The following is an 18,333-nucleotide window of genomic DNA, read 5'->3' on the forward strand; positions in this document are numbered from 1 at the left end:
GATAAAGTCTATGAAATCAACGAAGTATATTAAAAACCTAAAGTTATATCCAGAGCTGATAGAGAAGTTGTTAACTATTTAAAGTAGGCGGTTCTCCCGATAGCTATCGGGACCGTCCATCACCACAAAAAGACCATCTCGAAAGAGGTAGCTTTTTTTGTTTATAGAGCTTTTGATTATGATGTTCCGATTCGTTTTCATGAAAGCTTGTATTTAGAACATCGTTCAGCTCTTCCAGAACTCTTAAAATCAACAATTCCATTGCTTCGGAAGAAAACGGCATTTATTTCTATAGCCGCGTAATCAATATTCTAATTTCTATTTTGACTAAGGCCGTTCTTTCACGTTTTTTGTATACACTCAAAATCAATAACCTATGAAAAAATCAATAGCCTCCATTCTTTTAGCGAGTATACTTTTTGCTTGTACTCCAAATGGAGAAAAGGGAGTATCAGAAATGCAGCAAAAAGTAAATGAATATGCGGAGTTTACACTTAATGCTGACCTAAGCCACTTATCTGAGAATCAGAAAAAAATGATTCCAATTTTGATAGAAGTCGCAAAAATCATGGACGACATTTTTTGGAAAGAAGCCTATGGAGATAAAGAGGCATTGCTAAATAGCATAAATGACGAAGCAACAAAAACTTTTGTACGCTATAATTACGGTCCTTGGGATAGGCTTGGAGGAAACGAACCATTTTTAGAAGGAGCAGGCGTTAAGCCAGCAGGTGCTCAATATTACCCTTCTGATATGTCAAAGGAAGAGTTTGAGGCTTTTGACCATAAAGATAAAACCAGCCTTTATACCATGATAAAGCGAAACGATAAAGGGGAATTATATGCCGTACCCTATCATGAGGCCTTTGAGAAAGAAACTAGAAAGGCCGCAGACTTACTGAAAGAGGCTGCTGCATTGGCAGATGATCCAGGGTTTAAAAACTATCTTCAATTAAGGGCCGAGGCATTACTTACAGACGACTATTTCACCAGTGACATGGCATGGATGAATATGAAATCAAATATGATTGATTTTGTGGTGGGACCTATTGAAAACTATGAGGACCAACTATTTAATTATAAGGCAGCTCACGAGGCTTATGTTTTAATAAAAGACATGAAATGGAGTGAGCGATTGGCGAAGTTTGCGTCTTTTCTACCTGAGCTGCAAGCTAATTTGCCAGTAGAAGAAGCTTATAAAAAAGAGAAACCAGGTACCGATTCAGACTTGAATGCTTACGATGTTATCTATTATGCGGGTGACTGTAATTCAGGAGGGAAAACCATAGCGATTAATTTACCAAATGATGAGCGAGTGCAGTTAGCAAAAGGGACACGGAGAATTCAGCTTAAGAATGCCATGAGGGCCAAATTTGATAAGATTTTGATTCCTATAAACCAACTTTTGATTGACAAGGAACAACAGAAGAATGTCACTTTTGATGCATTTTTTGCCAATACCATGTTTCATGAAGTAGCTCATGGTTTGGGTGTTAAGAATACCATTAACGGCAAAGGAACAGTAAGAGAGGCATTAAAAGAGCATAGCTCTGCATTAGAAGAAGGTAAGGCAGATATTTTAGGACTATACATGGTTACGCAGCTTCATAAAAAGGGCGAAATAGACGGTGAGCTGATGGATTATTATACCACCTTCTTAGCTGGAATTTTTCGTTCTGTGAGGTTTGGAGCATCTAGTGCTCATGGGAAAGCAAACATGATTAGGTTCAATTATTTTAAGGAACAAAATGCATTTACCTATAACCCAGAAAAAGGAACCTATAAAGTCAATTTTAAGGAGTTTAAAATGGCAATGAATACTTTATCCGAGAAAATACTAATGCTTCAGGGAAATGGAGATTATGAGGGTGTAGGCAAGTTGTTTGACGAGATGGGCATAGTAGGAGCAGAACTTCAAAAGGATTTAGATAGAGTTAGTAAAGCCGGAATTCCAAAAGATATTGTTTTTAAACAAGGTGTGGAGGTCTTGGGTTTGTAAGCACACAGTGTGATACATATAAAAAGGCTTGGCAGAATTAACTGCCAAGCCTTTTACTTTTTGGGTTATTTAAACTCTCTAAAACCAAATGGTTTTATTCAAACTGATATGCGAAATATTGAATTTGTTTTGAATCAATATTCTTAATTCCGTGTGGCACCTCAGATTCTATAAAATAGAAATCTCCGGTTTGTGCTTTCACAATGTCGTTGCCTAGTTCCATTTCTGATTGACCAGTAGTCAGCAGTATAATTTCTGCCGCTCTATGTGTATGTGGCTCATGGCTTTTAATACCTGGGTTTAAATTGGTGACGTGCATTTCCATGCGTTTACAGTGTGCCGTAGGTCTGTCATAAAACTTTCTAATTCCACCTTTGTCATGGGTGTTGTAAGCCACCGCCTCCCAGTCTTCTAATAGATTGCCGCCACTATTTTCGTTATGCTCTTTCTTAGCTTTGTAAGCCATTACATAGAAAGACGCCTCTTTTTTGGCCTGTAATAACAATTTCTCTTTTGGCAAAAGCAAAGCCACGCTTCCTGCTCCCATGGTCTTTGTTTCTCCATTTAAACTAAAGGCTATTTCTCCTGTTTTAACGATTACAAGCGTCTCTAAAGCTTCGCTAGAAATAGTGTAATTAAGATTTTTTGGAGCAATTATGGCCTTCAAGCTCATCTGAGAAAAATCTAAAGTAGAGCCTTCAAAAAAAGTCTTTACTAAAAGATTGCCAGAAGCTACTGCGGGAGTATTTTCAAAAGAATACACCTTTGACGCTACTTGGGCAATGGATTGGAAAGCAATGCTTGCTATCAATAAAAACGACAAAGCCAATTTTTTACACATAAGGGTAAGGATTAAAATAAATTTTAATTTGCCTTTAGAGCCATTTCAAGAGCCTTTGTAGTTGTATAATATTTGGTAATCATATTTGGAACCTCCCATTTAGGCATGTTCTTGTTTTGTAGATATTCCAAATACTTCTGGGTAACTCTTGCAAAATGAGCCTCATGCCCTTCTTTATAATGCTCTGGAATAGTCACCACATATTCTTTGCCCTCTTTTTCAAAACCCACACCAGGATATGCCTTGCTTAAACCGTCCATAGCGGCCTGAATGGAACTTTCATTAATATCCGCAGCTAATGGCTCTATATATAGCGTAGGCTTAAAGTTTTGGGCCTCTCCTTGGCGAATGATAAGGTTTGCCTTAGTTCCTCTCATGATAGAATAATGGGTGTCTCCTGCTCCTTCTGGTGCTTGATAATTCCAGATAACAGAAACCTTGGCATGAACATCGTTGATGGTATAGTTGATTTCACCATTAGAATATACCTCTAGCTTATCATCTTTAATGTATGGCGAAAGGTAATTAGGGAACTGAGGGTTTTTGGTTACTTTCTCAAAATCATCTTTCGTCAATACCGTAGGCCATCTTTTGGCTTCCAAAATACTAACATTATTGGTGTCAATGACTTGTTCTGGAAAACACTCCCACTGCACTAAATCCACTAAATGCGTGGTAACATCTACAATGCCCTCTCCCTCTTGTTTCACATCAAAAAACCAAGATGGTCTTGTTAAAGCAGAACCAGAAACAAACTTAAAAAAGTGATGCACAGATTCTTTAGTCACCGCTGGGTTTTCTTTGGTTCCTTTTTCTAATTCACCAAAAAGTGATGGAATTTGAGAAAGCTCCTTTTGAAGCATGGTTGAAATCTCAAAACGCTCCGTCATGATATCGTAAAGCAATAAATCCTTTTCTTCTGCTGTTTTAAATGCCTTCTTTAATAAAGCAAAGCCTTCAGAGTTGATAACCATTGGTTTGTCGGCAAAGACATTAAAACCATTTTCAATGGAAGAATTAATGTACTCGGTTTTCTTCTTATTGTTTCCTGCCAGCATCACTACGTTTCCAGCTTTTTCTGAAAGCATTTTTTCAAAAAAGTCGGTGCCTTTGTACACAACCGAATTCCAAGAAGTGGGCTCTTCTGCCCTATTGTTATAGCTGTTGATCTTGTCTAAATGTAAACCTACATCCGGGCTGTCTGGAGCATAAATATGAACCGTACTGTCTACAGAATCATACATAGATTTTTGAACCAAAGCCGAATGGAAATGACCGGGGTCTAAAGTAATTAGTCTGATTTTTGAAGGAGATTCGGGGGTTTCAGTTGTGGCACAAGACATGATGACAAATGGAGCCAAAAGGCCCAGAATATGTTTAGGTTTTAACATGGTCAATCAAATAGATTTATTTAAACAAAGAGTTTTAAGAAAATGTTGGGTCAAGCGAACACTTGACCCTAACAAAATTACATTTTAATATAGTTAGTTCCGTAAGGATATCGCTGTGGTCTGCTCAGCATGGAATTGGCCACGTCGTCGTTGACAAAACGCTCTGTCGTAGGATTCCATTCTAGTTTGCGAGGCAGTTTCATAGCAATATGACTCACCAAGCAAACCGAACATGCTCTATGGCCAATCTCAACGGGAGAAATTGGCTCTTTTCCAGATTTGATACAGTCTAACCAGTTTCCATGCTGTTCGTCACTTTTGTATAGATGCACTTCATCTTTACCAATAACCGAGGTAAGGATTTTTGGGTCGCTGGCGTCAAGAGATTTAACACCATTATTTTCAGGAATCGGATCGGAGGCCGTAGCTCTGTATGCACCTCGCGTTACAAAAATCCACCCATCTGTTCCTTCATATCTTATACCGTTTGGAAAACCACCACTGGTAAGCACGGTTATTCCGTTTTCGTATTCGGCTTTGACCATAAAGTCGCCATGAACATTCCAGCTTCCAAATTTTGGAAATTCAGCCACCGCTTCTACCGAAATTGGACCTGTATATTCGGTATTCATTCCCCAGGCGGCGGAATCATAGTGGTGCTGTCCCCATCCCGTTATCATACCTGCACCAAACTGATCCATGCGTAACCAACCCGGTCTGTCGTATCCCTTTTGTGGGTGAACCAGCATCTCAGAATACGGCATTTCAGGCGTAGAGCCTAGCCACATGTCATAATTGAAACCTTTTGGGATTGGACCACTTTGTGCCAATGGTCCAGCAGGATCGCCAGGAAGCCCTACTTTCACAGTATGTATTTTACCTATGCGTCCGTTTCTTACCAGTTCTGCGGCATATCTAAATTGGGGAGAAGAACGCTGCTGTGTTCCTACCTGTAAAGTAATGCCTTGACGGTGAACAATATCACTCAGTTGACGGCCTTCGGCAATCGTTAGAGAGGTTGGTTTTTGAAGGTAAACATGTTTTTTTGCCAAGGCTGCCTCAATAGCCGGTTGCGAATGCCAATGATCTGGTGTACTAACGATAACCGCGTCAATATCCTTGTTTAAAAGCATTTCTCGGTAGTCGTCGTACATTTTTACATCTACGGTTTGGCCCTTTTTGGCATAATAACCTTCAACCAGTTTTTTGCCATCTTCGGTTCTGTTTCTGTCCAAGTCGCAAACGGCCATAATTCTTGCGATATCATGCTGCCATGTTCCTGGAAGGTCATGACCACGGGCTATTCTTCCACAGCCAATCTGACCAATATTTATTTTGTTACTAGGAGCACTTTTACCAAAAACCGTGGATGGTACAATGTACGGTAAAGCCACCGCCACAGCGGTTTTTTTGATAAAGCTTCTTCTGTTCAGGGAGCTTACTTTTATTTTATTCATTTTAAAATGGTTGTTTCAATTTTTATAGGGTTGACATATGACTGCCATGCTGCCTCAGCCTTTTCTGTAGTCATATCGCCATTAAATACTAAAATCCTGTATTTCAGATTATAGGTTTTGTTGGGTTCCAAAATCCAATCCATGTTTTTGGTAGGTGCAAAGTTCACAAATAGGTCGCCGTCGCCATTGGAGCCTTCAGGCCAAATTCTTAAAGGTTCTGGATGGTTGAAGTTGGTCGGATGAGACATCAAAACCGCACCGCCATAGTTTTTGCCTAACTCGCCTTTTACAATGCACCACCTTGCTGTACTGCCGTCAGAATCTTTTCTAGATTTTCCTTCAGAAGTGATTACGGTACTATTTTTATCATTCCATTGCTCCGTGGCTCTCCAGCCAAAACCGCCATACCTGTATTCTAATATATGAAAAGGAGCATCTCCTGCGGGGCTCATATCAATAGAAAAATCTAAAACGTAAACGTCCTTTTCTGGCTGATAAACGCGTACATTTTGCACTTCATTAAGTGCAACAGTCTCTTTACCATTTTTGAAAACTACATGCTCATGAAGGGTAGCATAGGATGCGAAGATGGAACCTTCTTCTTGGCTCAGAAACTGAGCGAAGCGTACGGTACCTTGTTTCTTGTTCAAGTTCCAAAAATCTAAGGTATCCCCTTCAAAAAGAACATGCGTCCATGGATTCCATAGGCCATAATGATGGTAATGATCTGCTGGCTGAATCCAAGTTAGCGTATCTCCTTTAGGCGTGTTTAGTGGGTGAATAAATCCGCTTCGGCCGTAAGCAGGGTCTTTGCCCGCAGGTGCTGGCATAAATTCATATTGATATCCCAGTAAGGTTGAGTTTTGATGGTTTATCTTCAATAAACCATTTTCTCTTTTAAGTTCTAATTTAGAAGTCAGAACATTGGGCTTCCTTTTTATGAGCTCGTATCTAAGAGTACCAGAAGTGCTTTCTTCGTTTATTTTCCAATGCAAAATTCTACTTTTCCCATGCTCTATTTGAAAAGGCACCTCGTGTTTTACGCCTTCTCTTACTTCTATGAGAGAAAGCTGATTTTCATTTAAAAAGGTAAGGTTGTCAAGTACTACTTGGGCATTAAACGACAGGTTATGGGCATTGTAGGCTTTAGGGCTTACCTTAAAGCTTGCAATGCTTTGTGATTTTGCCTTAAAGGCTAAAAAGGATATTGCTATTAGCAATATGTTTTTGTTCATAGGAGTTGAATTATTTCAAGAAGAAATTTAAAGATAAGCAAATAAAGAAAAATTTTATGCAATCGGTTGAAATTTTATTAACAAAACGGGTGCGTTGGTATGTGGTCATTTATTTCTTTTAAAATTTCTATTGATTTCTTCTAAAAAGAGGCCAAATTGGCAACACTAAATGAAGGAAATTTGAAAGTAAGAGTAGCAGGAATTATAAAAGAAGGAAATAAGGTTTTAACCATGCGTTATAATTACGGAGGAGTAGACGTTTTTGCTCTTCCTGGTGGTAATCTGGAATTTGGAGAAGACATGAAAGAAGCTCTTAAAAGAGAGTTTTTTGAAGAAATACAAATTGACATTAAAGTGGGGGAAGCGTTTCTTACTGCCGAGGTGGTAAGAGAAAAGCAGCGAACACTGCATCAGATATTTGAGTGTCGTATTTCTAGTGGTCAACCCATATTAAACCCTGAGGAAACCTCAGCTTTAGAGGTATGCTGGCTAGATGTGGAGCATATTCAGAACTATAATTTATACCCAAACATCAATATTTATCTTGGAGAAGGCATTTTAGCGAACAAATACGTAGGTGTTATTGAACAAAAATGGTTTTAAATGATTTTAACGGAAAAGCTAAGTAAGGAAACGGAAGCCTATTTTAGGAGAAAGGGTTGGTTGAAAGCGGAGGACGAACTACTGGAATACGCTAAAGCAGGCGAAGGAAATATGAATTTTGTGGCTCGTGTAAAAACCAAAAAATTTAGCTTTATTGTTAAACAATCTAGAGCATATGTAGAAAAATATAAGCAAGTTCCAGCTCCAATTGAACGAATAGCGGTAGAGCATGCCTTTTATGAAGCGACTTCACCGTCGGAATTTATTAGTTCGTTTTCGCCAGAGATTTTGGACTTTGACGAAGAAAATCATGTCTTGGTCATGGAAGACTTGGGAGAGGGAACAGACTTTCTTGGACTTTATGCTGGAAACATTGAAATCACGAAACAGGAGATTGTTGTATTGATAAAATACATGACCACCTTACATGGTTTGAAACCCAATATTTTTCCAGACAATTCTGAAATGAAAGCTCTTAACCATGAGCATATTTTCAACTATCCTTATTTGGACGATAATGGTTTTAATCTAAATGCTGTGCAAGAGGGACTCCAAAACATGGCAAAACCATTAAAAGAAAATGAAGGATTAAAGCATGAAATTAAGCGTGTTGGAGACCGATATTTAGCTGAAGGAAAGACATTACTCCATGGAGATTTCTATCCAGGAAGTTGGCTAAAGGTCGGAGACAGTCTCAAGGTGATTGATCCTGAGTTTGCTTTTATAGGAGACCCGGAGTTTGATTTGGGCGTGATGCTGGCACATTTTAAATTGGCGGGATTGTCGGAAGACTTCATAGCATTTACCAAAAGCCAGTACGAAAAAGAAAGAAGCATCGACGAGAAATTACTGCATAAATATGTGGCTGCTGAAATTTTAAGAAGACTTATTGGCTTGGCTCAGTTACCATTAAAATTGTCTTTGGAACAGAAAAAAAGTTTGATGGACGAAGCCACCGAAATGCTATCATAAAATAATACAAGCTATGGCAAACACAAAACAAGAGCGTCTTTACAATAAAATTTTGGGAAATATTGTAGGCTCTGCCGTTGGGGATGCCATGGGTGCTCCTATCGAAATGTGGAATAGATATGAAATCAAAACCACTTATGGTTTTGTGGACAAACTCTATCCTCTAAACAGGGAGGCTTCAGCAGAAGGGCCTTGGAAACATAATCTTCCATCTGGTGGCACCACAGATGACACCAGATGGAAGGAGCTGGTATTTAAGTATCTGGCGAAACAAAAATCTACAGATTTAGACCCCAAGGATTTTGCGACTGAAATCTTAACTTTTTATGAAGATGCATCAGCAGGAAATGATAGCCCAGAAGTAAAAGTTTTAAAGACAGATTGGCTAAAGGAATGGGTGAAAGTGGCTCGTCCCTATAAAGAGAATGACTTAGTAGGTTTTGCAGATGGCTTGAGCTCTTTTTATGGTGGCGAAATGGTTTGTGCCGGTTTATTGTATGCTACGGCCATTGGTGCTTTTTTCCCAGAAGAACCGCTCAAAGCGTACAATGAAATGTACAAGTTGAGCATTTTTGATATTGGTTATGCAAGGGATTTGAGCAGTTTATCTGCCGTCATCACTGCGGCGGCCATGGCCGAAAACCCTTCAAAGGAAAGCGTTATTAACCTACTGAAAGAGATTGACCCCTATCAATATTCAGAGAGTAGACTGGTGGGTCGTACCTCAATAAAAATACTGGAAAATGCTCTAGAAATAGCGGAGCAGTCTAAAGGTAAATCCTTAGAAACAGTCTTTGAATTACTGGATGCTCACCAACAAGACATGGCTTTTCATGCAGGAGAAATATATCTTCAGGTGCTGGTAGCCATGCTTTACAGTGAGTATAAGTTTGAAGAAACATTGCAGTTTTTGGTCAACTACGGTAGAGATAATGATACCACGGCGGCCTTAGCTGGTGGGATTTTAGGGACGTTTCATGGCTTTGATGCCTTGACTTCTTCTCTGACGCAAATGGTCATGAAAGTATCTAAAGAGGAACTGAATATTGATTTAGAAAAGCTAGCAAGTGGGTTGACTGAAGCGGTATTAAAAGTCAACCCAAGTATGCGTTAATGAGGGGCGGACTGGAGCTGTTTATCTACTTTGATTTGGCAATAACACTTTTATTAGAGTACTTCAAGTTTTTTAAATCATAAACCTAATTGAAGTATGAGAAATAAGATAGTAGCATTGCTGTGTTTACTTACGATAGCATTTACAGCCAATGCTCAAAACGGAGGCTTAAAAGCTCTTTTGTTTACAAAAACAGCAGGTTTTCACCATGAATCTATTCATGAGGGTGTGGCAGGAGTAAGAAGTTTGGCGGCTAGACATTCTTTTCAAGTAGATTGGCAGGAGTCTGCTAGTGTCTTTAATGACGATAACCTTAAGAAGTATGATGTGGTAATTTTTCTAAGCACCACAGGAGATATTTTAAATGCGGAGCAGCAAGCAGCTTTTGAAAAGTACATAAAAAATGGTGGAGGTTTTGTAGGGGTACATGCAGCCGCAGATACAGAGTATGACTGGGAGTGGTACACAAAAATGGTGGGTATGATGTTTAAAATTCACCCAGCTCAGCAAACGGCTTACTTGAAAGTAGAAGATAGTAATTTTCCAGGAATGGAGCGTTTTCCTAAAAAATTATTATGGACAGATGAGTGGTATGAGTACCAAAAGCCAGCTTTATCAAAAGACCTTAAGTATTTAGTTTCTGTAGACGAAAAGACTTACAAGCCTTACGCCAAATGGGGAGATAACGAAGGAAAAGGAATGGGCGACTTTCACCCAATCGCTTGGTATCATAACTATGATGGTGGAAGAGCTTTCTATACGGGCTTAGGTCATATAGGAGCCATATATTCAGATCAAACTTTCCTTGATCACCTTTATGGCGGCATTTACTGGGCAGCCACGGGTAAAGGAATTGAGAAGTAAGGTTCATCCTTATTCAAGTTTCAAGACAAAAAAGAAACCCAAATGGCATTTGCCATTTGGGTTTCTTTTTTTCCATCCTAAAATAGTTTTTTCTAGTCTCTAGAACTTCTTGAGGATGAGCCTCTAGAAGAAGAACTTGTTCCTGAACTTCTAGATGAGGAGCTTCTGCTAGATTTTGCTGTTGAACTTGGTCTACTAGTGCTCGAAGTTCTCACAGAGCTGCTACTTCTGCTAGAGCTCGAAGGTCTCACAGAGCTGCTACTTCTGCTAGAGCTCGAAGGTCTCACAGAGCTATTGCTGCTACTTCTGCTAGAGCTCGAAGGTCTTACAGAACTATTGCTGCTACTTCTGCTAGAGCTCGAAGGTCTGACAGAGCTGTCGCTACTACTTCTGCTAGAACTCGAAGGTCTTACAGAGCTGTTTCCGTTACTTCTGCTAGATGAAGAACTAGGGCTGTAAGTTCTGCCACTTGCAGAGCTGCTAGGTCTGGTGCTGCTTGAAGTTCTTCCAGCGTTTCCGTAGGTTCTTCCAGATGCAGCGTTAGAGGTTCTGCTAGAAGTACCAACTCTGTTGCTAGGACTTGTTCTGTCTCTTCTAACCGCATTTGAGTTTGCTCTATTATCTATGGCAGAGTTTCTACTATTTCCTTTCGAATACACATTGTGGTTCTCGTATCTTCTACCGTTTTTGTAGATATAACGTTCGTTATTATAAACGTATACGTTAGTTCTTGGATAGTAATATCTTGGAGCATAGCCATATCTATAACTTCCCCAACCTAGGTTGTCAAATCTGTAGAAATTCCAGCCATTCCCGTAGTATCTATTATACCAGAATGGATAAGTGTTAAAACCGATATAGATTCTGTTGAAACCATAGTAGCTTCTGTCGTAGTCGTTCAATTCTAGACCTACTTTCCTGTTTAACCAAGTTACGTCTTGCCACACATCATCTTGCTCCCACTCGTCGTAGTTGCCATCTGCCATGTAGTCGTACTCTTTCTCTTCTATTTTTTCTAACTTATTATAAAGTCTTTTAGACTCCCAATTTGTTATTTGTCCGGTTTTAATACCATCTGAAATACGCACACGCACGTCCCAGTGCCAGTCAAACTCCTCGTCGTAGTAGTATCTGTCGTCGTACCTTTCATAGGTGGTCTGAGCGGCGGCGGTTAGTCCGAAAAGGCCCAGGAAAATTATTGTTATTAGCTTTTTCATTGTCTTAATATTTAGGATGTATACTTCTTAGATGCAGGAAAAAGGGTGGAGGTTGTAAATGAGTTGTTAATAAATGAAATAATTAAAGATACTTTTAGACTATTCTATTGAAGCAAATCACAACCTTCTTTAAATAAAGTGGTTACAATTTCTTATTTCCTTTCGCTTTTCTTAAAACGCAATAAAATGCATTTCGCATATATGAAACTATCTGTTTCTAATGCGAAACAGGGTTTTAAGCCTACTAAGTAAACAATAGGATTTACGGGTAAGTTTCCTTTTAGCTTTTCCCAATCATTAGCACACCCGCCAAAACCAAAGCAGAACCCATGATTTCCTGAATGCTCAAAACTTCATTTAAGAAAATATAGGCCAGTAATATGGTAGAAACAGGCCCAATGCTGGCCACAATGGATGCTTTGTTTGCTCCTAAAAGTTTTATGCCCTCCATCACTAAGAATGTTGGGATAATAGTGCTGACTATGGCCAGTAGAATACCGTAAATATGAACGCCCATTTCAATGCTCTCAAATTTAATATCGGAGAATAGATTGAAGTGTAACAAAACATATAAAGAAGAAAGTACCATAGAGATACTGTTGAAATTGATAGAGCCGTATTTGTTTATCAACTCCCCACCAAAAACCAGATATAAAGAATAAGTAATGGCACTGATTATAATAAAAGTGCCACCTTTCAAGAAGTTTTGTGATTCAAAAATGCGAGGCTCCGCCGCAATAATTAAAACACCGATATAAGTAATGATTAAAGCGATGATGGCATTTCTGCTGATACGTTTATTTAAAAATATACGAGAGAAAAGAACCACCAGCGTAGGGTATATAAAAAGGATAATTCTTTCTAAACCAGCCGAAATGTAAACCAGACCTTTAAAATCAAACCAGCTGGCCCAATAATAACCGAGCATGGCCAGAATCGCTATAAAGCCCCAATCTCTTTTACTTATGCTTTGTAATTGTCCTTGTTTAAATCGCCATAAAGCAATGATTAGGAACACAGGCAAGGCATAACCAAAACGGAGTGTAAGAAGGGTGATATCGTCAACATCGTAGGTTTGATAAGCCAGTTTAATAAAAATGGCCTTAGCCGAAAAGCAAATGGCTCCTAGAGCTACGAACAAAATTCCTTTTTGAGTTTGCGTCATGTTTTACTGGAATATCAATCAAAAGTGTATGCTTTTTCTGGTTCTATGGCCTCTTTGAACGAATATGGATGTTTATAGGACTTTAATCGGCAAAATAGATAAGCATTTGAGATAGGTTTTAACCAAAAAATCCCGCCCGAGGGCAGGATTTTAATTCATTTAATTAAGGAATTAAATCATTCCCTTTCCATTCAAATATTCCGCAATTTGAACTGCATTGGTAGCAGCTCCCTTACGAAGATTATCCGCAACACACCATAGGTTCAGTGTATTTGCTTGAGACTCGTCTCTTCTAATTCTTCCAACAAAAGTCTCGTTTTTTCCGTGAGCATTAAGCGGCATAGGATAAACATTATTGGCAGGGTCATCTTGAACAACCACGCCTTCCATGTTTGCCAAAAGTGATTTCACTTCGTCTAAGTCGAAATCATTCTCAAACTCAATGTTAAGAGATTCAGAGTGCCCACCAACCGTAGGAATACGAACCGTAGTAGCCGTAACGCGGATACTATCGTCTTCCATGATTTTGTTGGTCTCTTTTATCATTTTCATTTCCTCTTTGGTATATCCGTTTTCTTGGAATACATCAATATGAGGAATGACGTTCAAATCTATTTTATGAGGGTAAGCAGGATTGGTTACCGCCTTTCCTGCACGTTCGTCAAATAACTGATCTACGGCTTTTTTACCAGAACCCGTCACAGATTGGTAGGTGCTAACCACCACCCTCTTAACTTTATACTTATCATGAAGCGGCTTCAAAACTACGACCATTTGAATGGTAGAGCAGTTTGGATTGGCAATGATTTTGTCTTCTGCGGTTAAAGAACTAGCGTTAACCTCAGGTACTACCAATTTCTTTGTTGGATCCATTCTCCAAGCAGACGAGTTGTCAATCACCGTAATGCCTGCTTCTGCAAACTTTGGAGCTACATTTAAAGAGGTGTCGCCACCTGCAGAAAAAATGGCAACGTTTGGTTTCATCTTTATAGCGTCTTCAAAACCCACGACCGTGTATTCTGTACCCTTATAAGAAACCTTGTTTCCGATAGACCTCTCAGAGGCTACAGGGATGATTTCTGTTACCGGAAAGTTTCTCTCCGCTAATACTTTTAAGATTTCGCCACCTACAAGACCAGTGGCACCTACTACTGCTACTTTCATGTTAATTATCATGCCCCCCGACCCATGGCAGAGCATTTTTTATGTAATAAAGAGATAGGTCTGTTCTCTTTGGTTCCTTTATAAAAGCCAACAATTAAGCTGGTTAAACTGTTTGGAATGCAAAAGTAGTGGTAAAAGGTTTAATTTGGAAGTGTAATTTCTTTTAAGAGAAAACATCTTATATAATTAGTTGATTAACCAACATCCCATGTGTAACCCTTCTTATTTAAAAAGTATTCCGCAGGCACATAGAAAAAAGGGCTCTCAACAGGAGTTATTTTGAACCGTGGTTTTTCATCAATAAAGGTTTGTCTTAAATATTTTTCGATTCTTACGGAGTCTGCGTAGTCATATCCTTGGGTAAAAATTTTAGTTCCGGATTTTAAGTTGTGGAAAAAAGCATTATCAACGTCTCTGTTAAACGAAGGAAATGAGTATCCTACTATGACAACGTATTTCGATTTTCCAGCGAATTGATTCAACATTGATATATTTTTATCAGCATCTTCTTCCCAAGCAAATTTTAAAGGGTTTTCCTGTGGCTTGTTTATAAGTTTTAAATAGATTTTGATTAAAAATTCGAGCAAAACAGGTTCAGAAAGTTTGACCTTTTCTTGGAGCTCATCTAATACCTGAGAGGAGCCATTTAAATTTATAATATCGAGCTCGAAAGGACGAGTTAAATTTTCATCAAGAGCCTGATTTTGGTCTACATTTACTCTGTCTCTATTCAAAGTAGCTTCCAGTTGGAAGTCGTAATTCCATGAAATGAAATTGAAGTTCTTGGGAACGGTAAATATTGATTCTGAAGAACTAGAAGAGTGATTGATGGAACGAATTAGGTTTTCATATCTGCCCTCAAGCTCACTGCTAACATACGCTTCTTTATCGTCTTTTCTCTTCTTTGAATAATGAAAATAGTTGAAAAGAACGCAAAGAAAAACTTTATAATCAAAGTATTCCTGGTCATTCCCTTGGTCATTATATCGTTTGGCTAAAGTATCTATGCTAGGAGAGAGTAGGACCAATTGTGACCATTTCCGGCAGAGGTTTTTTAGGTTATCTAAATTTTCGGTAATTAAAGGGGTTTTGGTATTTTCTCCATATCGCCGTTGAAACCCTATGAGAAACTCTTTGAAATCTTTAAGTCTATCAGCTATTTGACCAACCATTGGAATGGCATTTGCACTTGCTCCAGCACCCAAATAATAGGTTATTTTTTCGTCTAGGTTTCTAATGGGTAGCATAAGTTGTGTTTTTTATTTTGGCGAAATAAGCGTGTTTTTCTAGAATAGAAAACTACATACTTTTAATGATTAACTTATGTTTGAAGCTTTCACCTTGCCTTAACATTAAACGAAGATATAGAGAAATTCTAAAAGTCCTTAATATTGTTAAGTCGGATTCCACTTGAGAAATTATGAATTATTTCCGGCACGGGAAGTAGTGTTTTTGTGTGTATTATTTTTTTAATAACCCTCTTATAGATTCGACAATACCAGCCATAAAAGGCAATCCACCTGCATTATCACTTATTGTCACAAGTGCTAGTATTCCGAGCCACATTAGAGTTTTTGGGTGATTTTCGAAAGCTGAAAGAATTTTAGTTGCCCATCTAATTGGAATATTCCCTAACTGTTCGATTATTTTTAAGAGTTTCATATTCAAAACTTGTTCTTATTTCAAGTAAAGTTGAGAGCTCTTAATTACTTTTTAAGTAAACATTGTTTACATTTTTCGATAAACATGAAATTTGTTTAAGGGTTTTTCAAAGAGCCCAGAATTTCTTTGATATGTATTCCGTCAAGAATTAAGAGAATTGGAGATTTATAAATGATTGCAAGAACTAATAGAACAATTAGCTTTATCAACCATTTCCACTCTGAAAGGGCTTTGCCCCAAGCAGCAACCTTATCCGAACTAAATCTATTATCTTGTTTTTTTTCAGGCATAATACATCAATTAAAAAAATAGATGTATTCATATTTATGGCTCTAGCCGCCATAAATTTATAAGAAATGTCTTAGATAAAAAAGGGCTGAATTTCGTAACGTTTAGTTATTGTTGTAAATGTCGGCAATTGGAAGTAAATGTTAGTTAAAGGCAGAAAAGGGATGGTTTTGTGGCTTTTCGTCAAGGTATTTTTATCAGCAATGGCCACTACGACTATAAAATCATGGAGGTTCGAAAATTTATAAGCCGCTTGCAGAGTTTCAGGGTCAAGGGAACGTATAAATATTTCAAATAAGACCATCTCTAATAAGCTTTTTCTTAAACTCTTCAAGGCTTATTCCTCTATTTGGGTCTTTCAAGTATTCCTCATATCGTTCATCCAAAATAGCTTTGTGCCACTCAGGAATATCTAGGACCTCCGTTTTATTAGGTTCGGAATTGTTTTCTGGAACTGAATCTTTTTGCTCGCTCATAGTTCTATAAAGCTAAGTCAAATTCCCCTAAAAACTATAAATCCGCTCTGGAGTAATCACATAATGTAAAGGAACATCCGTCTCCTCCACATCATCAATTTCTTCTTCTGCTTCAAAAAACGATAAGCCTGCTATGGTGGTGTTTTCGGTGGCTAGTTCTAGAAAACGGTCGTAGAAACCTTTTCCGTAGCCTACTCGTTGGCCTTTTTTATCAAAGGCTAGTAGGGGAACCAGAATCAGAATGTCGTCATCGGTATCAAAAAACTCCTCAGAATAGATTCCTTCTGTAGTGGGCTCAGGTACGCCCCATTTGTTTTTGGCTGTCTCTGTGTTGGATTCGAAGAGATGATGCGTTAGCACGCCACTTTCTCTTATTTTAGGCACATATACACTTGTGGGGAAGTCTTTGTGAAGCGTATGGATGATAATGGTGGTATCCACCTCGTTTCGGTCTTTTACAGGCAGAAAACAATGCACCTTGTCGTACCGGTGCATCATAAGTCTACTGAAAAGCAATTCCTTTATCGCCAAGCTCTTTTTAGAAACCTCTGTAGGGCTTAGCAGGAATCGCTTTTCAAGGTATACTTTACGCAAGTCCGACTTTTTCATGGTCTAACTAATTATGTCGAAGCCACAAAGCGGCTGCAAAAATTTAGGAACAACAATACCCTCGGGGGTTTGATTATTCTCTAAAATAGAAGCCAAAATTCTAGGTAAAGCCAGTGCCGAACCATTTAAGGTATGCAGCAACTGCGTTTTGCCGTCTACTTTATAGCGTAATTTCAGTCTATTAGATTGATAGTTTTCAAAATTAGAAACAGAGCTCACTTCCAGCCATCTTTCTTGTGCGGCAGAATAAACTTCAAAGTCGTAAGTAAGTGCAGACGTAAAGCCCATATCACCACCACAAAGGCGTAAAATTCTGTAAGGAAGATCCAATTTCTCCAATAAACCTTTTACGTGCTCCACCATTTCTTCTAGAGCAGCATAAGAATCTTCAGGTTTGGTAATTTGAATAATCTCAATTTTATCAAACTGGTGCAATCTATTTAAACCTCTTACGTGTGCACCCCAGCTTCCTGCTTCTCTTCTAAAGCACGGCGTGTAGGCAGCATGTTTTATCGGAAGAGCTTCCTCTTTAATAATCTCGTCTCTATACATGTTTGTTAGAGGGACTTCTGCCGTAGGTATCAAAAAGAGCTTGTCGGCCGTAGCCTCATACATTTGGCCCTCTTTGTCTGGCAGCTGTCCCGTTCCATATCCAGAAGCCTCATTTATCATGATAGGTGGCTGTATTTCACCATAACCAGCAGCTTCGGCTTCGTTTAGGAAGAAATTGATAAGGGCTCGCTGAATTTTAGCTCCCTTGCCTTTATAAAAAGGAAAGCCGGCACCCGTTACTTTATTTCCCAATTCGAAGTCTATGATATCATAATCCGAAATTAGCTCCCAGTGAGGCTTGGCTCCCTCATGCAAAACAGGAACACCACCGTGCTTGTAAATTTCCTCGTTATCTTCTGGTGTTCTTCCAGCAGGAACAGACGCATGCGGAAGATTGGGAATGGTGTACATGAGATCTTGCAGCTCGGCAGCAAGTTCTTTTAATTGTTCATCCAGTTCCTTTGATTTCGCTTTTAAATCACCAGTTTCTGCTTTGGCAGCTTCCGCTTCTTCTTTTTTACCAGACTTCATCAGCATACCAATCTCTTTGGCAATGCTATTTGACTTTGATAAAACTTCGTCCAGTTCTTGCTGCGTGTTTCTTCTTTTTAGATCCAGCTCCAGAGCATTGTCAATAATGCTTTCGGCATCTTTAAAATTTCTCTTTTGCAGTCCAGCTAAAACCGTCTCTTTATTATCTTTAATATAGGCTATTTGAAGCATA

At 38.7% G+C, this 18,333-nt stretch carries 18 protein-coding genes; 5 read left to right on the top strand and 13 right to left on the bottom strand.

Annotation, left to right across the window (positions count from 1 at the left end; translation table 11 throughout):
* The first annotated feature begins 376 nt into the window (after positions 1-376).
* Positions 377-1,999 (top strand): dipeptidyl-peptidase 3 family protein, encoded by a 1,623-nt coding sequence (locus ACTBZY_RS10460; RefSeq protein ID WP_463046282.1) that lies wholly within the window; start codon positions 377-379, stop codon positions 1,997-1,999.
* Between the two features lie 94 nt (positions 2,000-2,093).
* Here ACTBZY_RS10460 and ACTBZY_RS10465 read toward each other — a convergent pair whose 3' ends face one another.
* The 4 genes from ACTBZY_RS10465 to ACTBZY_RS10480 all read right to left on the bottom strand — a co-directional run bounded on the left by ACTBZY_RS10465 (position 2,094) and on the right by ACTBZY_RS10480 (position 6,923).
* The gene (locus tag ACTBZY_RS10465) at positions 2,094-2,840 is read right to left on the bottom strand and encodes a cupin domain-containing protein (RefSeq protein WP_463046283.1); all 747 of its coding nucleotides are present in this window, start codon (positions 2,838-2,840) and stop codon (positions 2,094-2,096) included.
* A gap of 23 nt (positions 2,841-2,863) precedes the next feature.
* A complete protein-coding gene (locus ACTBZY_RS10470) occupies positions 2,864-4,231 on the bottom strand; it encodes a putative oxidoreductase C-terminal domain-containing protein (protein WP_463046284.1) in 1,368 nt (455 codons plus the stop codon).
* 77 nt (positions 4,232-4,308) lie between these two features.
* Entirely contained in the window at positions 4,309-5,688 is a 1,380-nt protein-coding gene (locus ACTBZY_RS10475) for a Gfo/Idh/MocA family protein (protein WP_463046285.1), read from the bottom strand.
* A complete protein-coding gene (locus ACTBZY_RS10480; protein WP_463046286.1) occupies positions 5,685-6,923 on the bottom strand; it encodes a DUF6807 domain-containing protein in 1,239 nt (412 codons plus the stop codon). Before ACTBZY_RS10480 ends, ACTBZY_RS10475 begins: the two co-directional genes overlap by 4 nt.
* Before the next feature lie 156 nt (positions 6,924-7,079).
* On the opposite strand from ACTBZY_RS10480, the gene ACTBZY_RS10485 reads away from it, so the two are divergent.
* The 4 genes from ACTBZY_RS10485 (at position 7,080) to ACTBZY_RS10500 (ending at position 10,476) form a co-directional block, all read left to right on the top strand.
* Positions 7,080-7,526, top strand: a complete 447-nt coding sequence (locus ACTBZY_RS10485) for an NUDIX domain-containing protein (protein WP_463046287.1) — start codon at positions 7,080-7,082, stop codon at positions 7,524-7,526.
* Positions 7,527-8,498 (top strand): phosphotransferase, encoded by a 972-nt coding sequence (locus ACTBZY_RS10490; RefSeq protein ID WP_463046288.1) that lies wholly within the window; start codon positions 7,527-7,529, stop codon positions 8,496-8,498.
* Positions 8,499-8,511: 13 nt separating this feature from the next.
* Entirely contained in the window at positions 8,512-9,612 is a 1,101-nt protein-coding gene (locus tag ACTBZY_RS10495) for an ADP-ribosylglycohydrolase family protein (RefSeq protein WP_463046289.1), read from the top strand.
* Positions 9,613-9,708: 96 nt separating this feature from the next.
* On the top strand, positions 9,709-10,476 hold the full coding sequence (locus ACTBZY_RS10500; RefSeq protein WP_463046290.1) for a ThuA domain-containing protein: 768 nt from the start codon (positions 9,709-9,711) through the stop codon (positions 10,474-10,476).
* A 92-nt stretch (positions 10,477-10,568) separates the two neighbouring features.
* On the opposite strand, the gene ACTBZY_RS10505 is transcribed toward ACTBZY_RS10500, so the two are convergent.
* The 9 genes from ACTBZY_RS10505 to serS form a co-directional block, all read right to left on the bottom strand.
* Positions 10,569-11,693: a hypothetical protein gene (locus tag ACTBZY_RS10505; protein ID WP_463046291.1), complete on the bottom strand. Its 1,125-nt coding sequence runs from the start codon at positions 11,691-11,693 to the stop codon at positions 10,569-10,571.
* Between the two features lie 280 nt (positions 11,694-11,973).
* A complete protein-coding gene (locus ACTBZY_RS10510; RefSeq protein WP_463046292.1) occupies positions 11,974-12,858 on the bottom strand; it encodes a DMT family transporter in 885 nt (294 codons plus the stop codon).
* A gap of 171 nt (positions 12,859-13,029) precedes the next feature.
* Positions 13,030-14,022, bottom strand: a complete 993-nt coding sequence (locus ACTBZY_RS10515) for an aspartate-semialdehyde dehydrogenase (RefSeq protein WP_463046293.1) — start codon at positions 14,020-14,022, stop codon at positions 13,030-13,032.
* A gap of 194 nt (positions 14,023-14,216) precedes the next feature.
* Positions 14,217-15,269 carry a hypothetical protein gene (locus tag ACTBZY_RS10520; protein ID WP_463046294.1) on the bottom strand — a complete coding sequence of 351 codons (1,053 nt, stop codon included), beginning with the start codon at positions 15,267-15,269 and terminating at the stop codon, positions 14,217-14,219.
* 214 nt (positions 15,270-15,483) lie between these two features.
* The gene (locus tag ACTBZY_RS10525; protein ID WP_463046295.1) at positions 15,484-15,684 is read right to left on the bottom strand and encodes a hypothetical protein; all 201 of its coding nucleotides are present in this window, start codon (positions 15,682-15,684) and stop codon (positions 15,484-15,486) included.
* A gap of 95 nt (positions 15,685-15,779) precedes the next feature.
* Positions 15,780-15,974, bottom strand: coding sequence for a hypothetical protein (locus ACTBZY_RS10530; protein WP_463046296.1), 195 nt, complete (start codon positions 15,972-15,974; stop codon positions 15,780-15,782).
* Positions 15,975-16,262: 288 nt separating this feature from the next.
* Positions 16,263-16,448 (bottom strand): addiction module protein, encoded by a 186-nt coding sequence (locus ACTBZY_RS10535; RefSeq protein WP_463046297.1) that lies wholly within the window; start codon positions 16,446-16,448, stop codon positions 16,263-16,265.
* Between the two features lie 27 nt (positions 16,449-16,475).
* Positions 16,476-17,057, bottom strand: a complete 582-nt coding sequence (locus ACTBZY_RS10540) for a 5-formyltetrahydrofolate cyclo-ligase (RefSeq protein WP_463046298.1) — start codon at positions 17,055-17,057, stop codon at positions 16,476-16,478.
* A 3-nt stretch (positions 17,058-17,060) separates the two neighbouring features.
* Complete coding sequence (gene serS, locus ACTBZY_RS10545; RefSeq protein ID WP_463046299.1) at positions 17,061-18,332, bottom strand: serine--tRNA ligase; 1,272 nt, start codon at positions 18,330-18,332, stop codon at positions 17,061-17,063.
* Position 18,333 lies beyond the last annotated feature (1 nt).

The sequence above is a fragment of the Arcticibacterium sp. genome (assembly GCF_055134445.1).

What these genes read in the sequence shown, in the direction of transcription:
- ACTBZY_RS10460 (WP_463046282.1), top strand. Translation starts at nt 377, where the DNA reads ATGAAAAAATCAATAGCCTCCATTCTTTTAGCGAGTATACTTTTTGCT.
- ACTBZY_RS10465 (WP_463046283.1), bottom strand. Translation starts at nt 2,840, where the DNA reads ATGTGTAAAAAATTGGCTTTGTCGTTTTTATTGATAGCAAGCATTGCT.
- ACTBZY_RS10470 (WP_463046284.1), bottom strand. Translation starts at nt 4,231, where the DNA reads ATGTTAAAACCTAAACATATTCTGGGCCTTTTGGCTCCATTTGTCATC.
- ACTBZY_RS10475 (WP_463046285.1), bottom strand. Translation starts at nt 5,688, where the DNA reads ATGAATAAAATAAAAGTAAGCTCCCTGAACAGAAGAAGCTTTATCAAA.
- ACTBZY_RS10480 (WP_463046286.1), bottom strand. Translation starts at nt 6,923, where the DNA reads ATGAACAAAAACATATTGCTAATAGCAATATCCTTTTTAGCCTTTAAG.
- ACTBZY_RS10490 (WP_463046288.1), top strand. Translation starts at nt 7,527, where the DNA reads ATGATTTTAACGGAAAAGCTAAGTAAGGAAACGGAAGCCTATTTTAGG.
- ACTBZY_RS10495 (WP_463046289.1), top strand. Translation starts at nt 8,512, where the DNA reads ATGGCAAACACAAAACAAGAGCGTCTTTACAATAAAATTTTGGGAAAT.
- ACTBZY_RS10500 (WP_463046290.1), top strand. Translation starts at nt 9,709, where the DNA reads ATGAGAAATAAGATAGTAGCATTGCTGTGTTTACTTACGATAGCATTT.
- ACTBZY_RS10505 (WP_463046291.1), bottom strand. Translation starts at nt 11,693, where the DNA reads ATGAAAAAGCTAATAACAATAATTTTCCTGGGCCTTTTCGGACTAACC.
- ACTBZY_RS10510 (WP_463046292.1), bottom strand. Translation starts at nt 12,858, where the DNA reads ATGACGCAAACTCAAAAAGGAATTTTGTTCGTAGCTCTAGGAGCCATT.
- ACTBZY_RS10515 (WP_463046293.1), bottom strand. Translation starts at nt 14,022, where the DNA reads ATGAAAGTAGCAGTAGTAGGTGCCACTGGTCTTGTAGGTGGCGAAATC.
- ACTBZY_RS10520 (WP_463046294.1), bottom strand. Translation starts at nt 15,269, where the DNA reads ATGCTACCCATTAGAAACCTAGACGAAAAAATAACCTATTATTTGGGT.
- ACTBZY_RS10525 (WP_463046295.1), bottom strand. Translation starts at nt 15,684, where the DNA reads ATGAAACTCTTAAAAATAATCGAACAGTTAGGGAATATTCCAATTAGA.
- ACTBZY_RS10530 (WP_463046296.1), bottom strand. Translation starts at nt 15,974, where the DNA reads ATGCCTGAAAAAAAACAAGATAATAGATTTAGTTCGGATAAGGTTGCT.
- ACTBZY_RS10535 (WP_463046297.1), bottom strand. Translation starts at nt 16,448, where the DNA reads ATGAGCGAGCAAAAAGATTCAGTTCCAGAAAACAATTCCGAACCTAAT.
- ACTBZY_RS10540 (WP_463046298.1), bottom strand. Translation starts at nt 17,057, where the DNA reads ATGAAAAAGTCGGACTTGCGTAAAGTATACCTTGAAAAGCGATTCCTG.
- serS (WP_463046299.1), bottom strand. Translation starts at nt 18,332, where the DNA reads ATGCTTCAAATAGCCTATATTAAAGATAATAAAGAGACGGTTTTAGCT.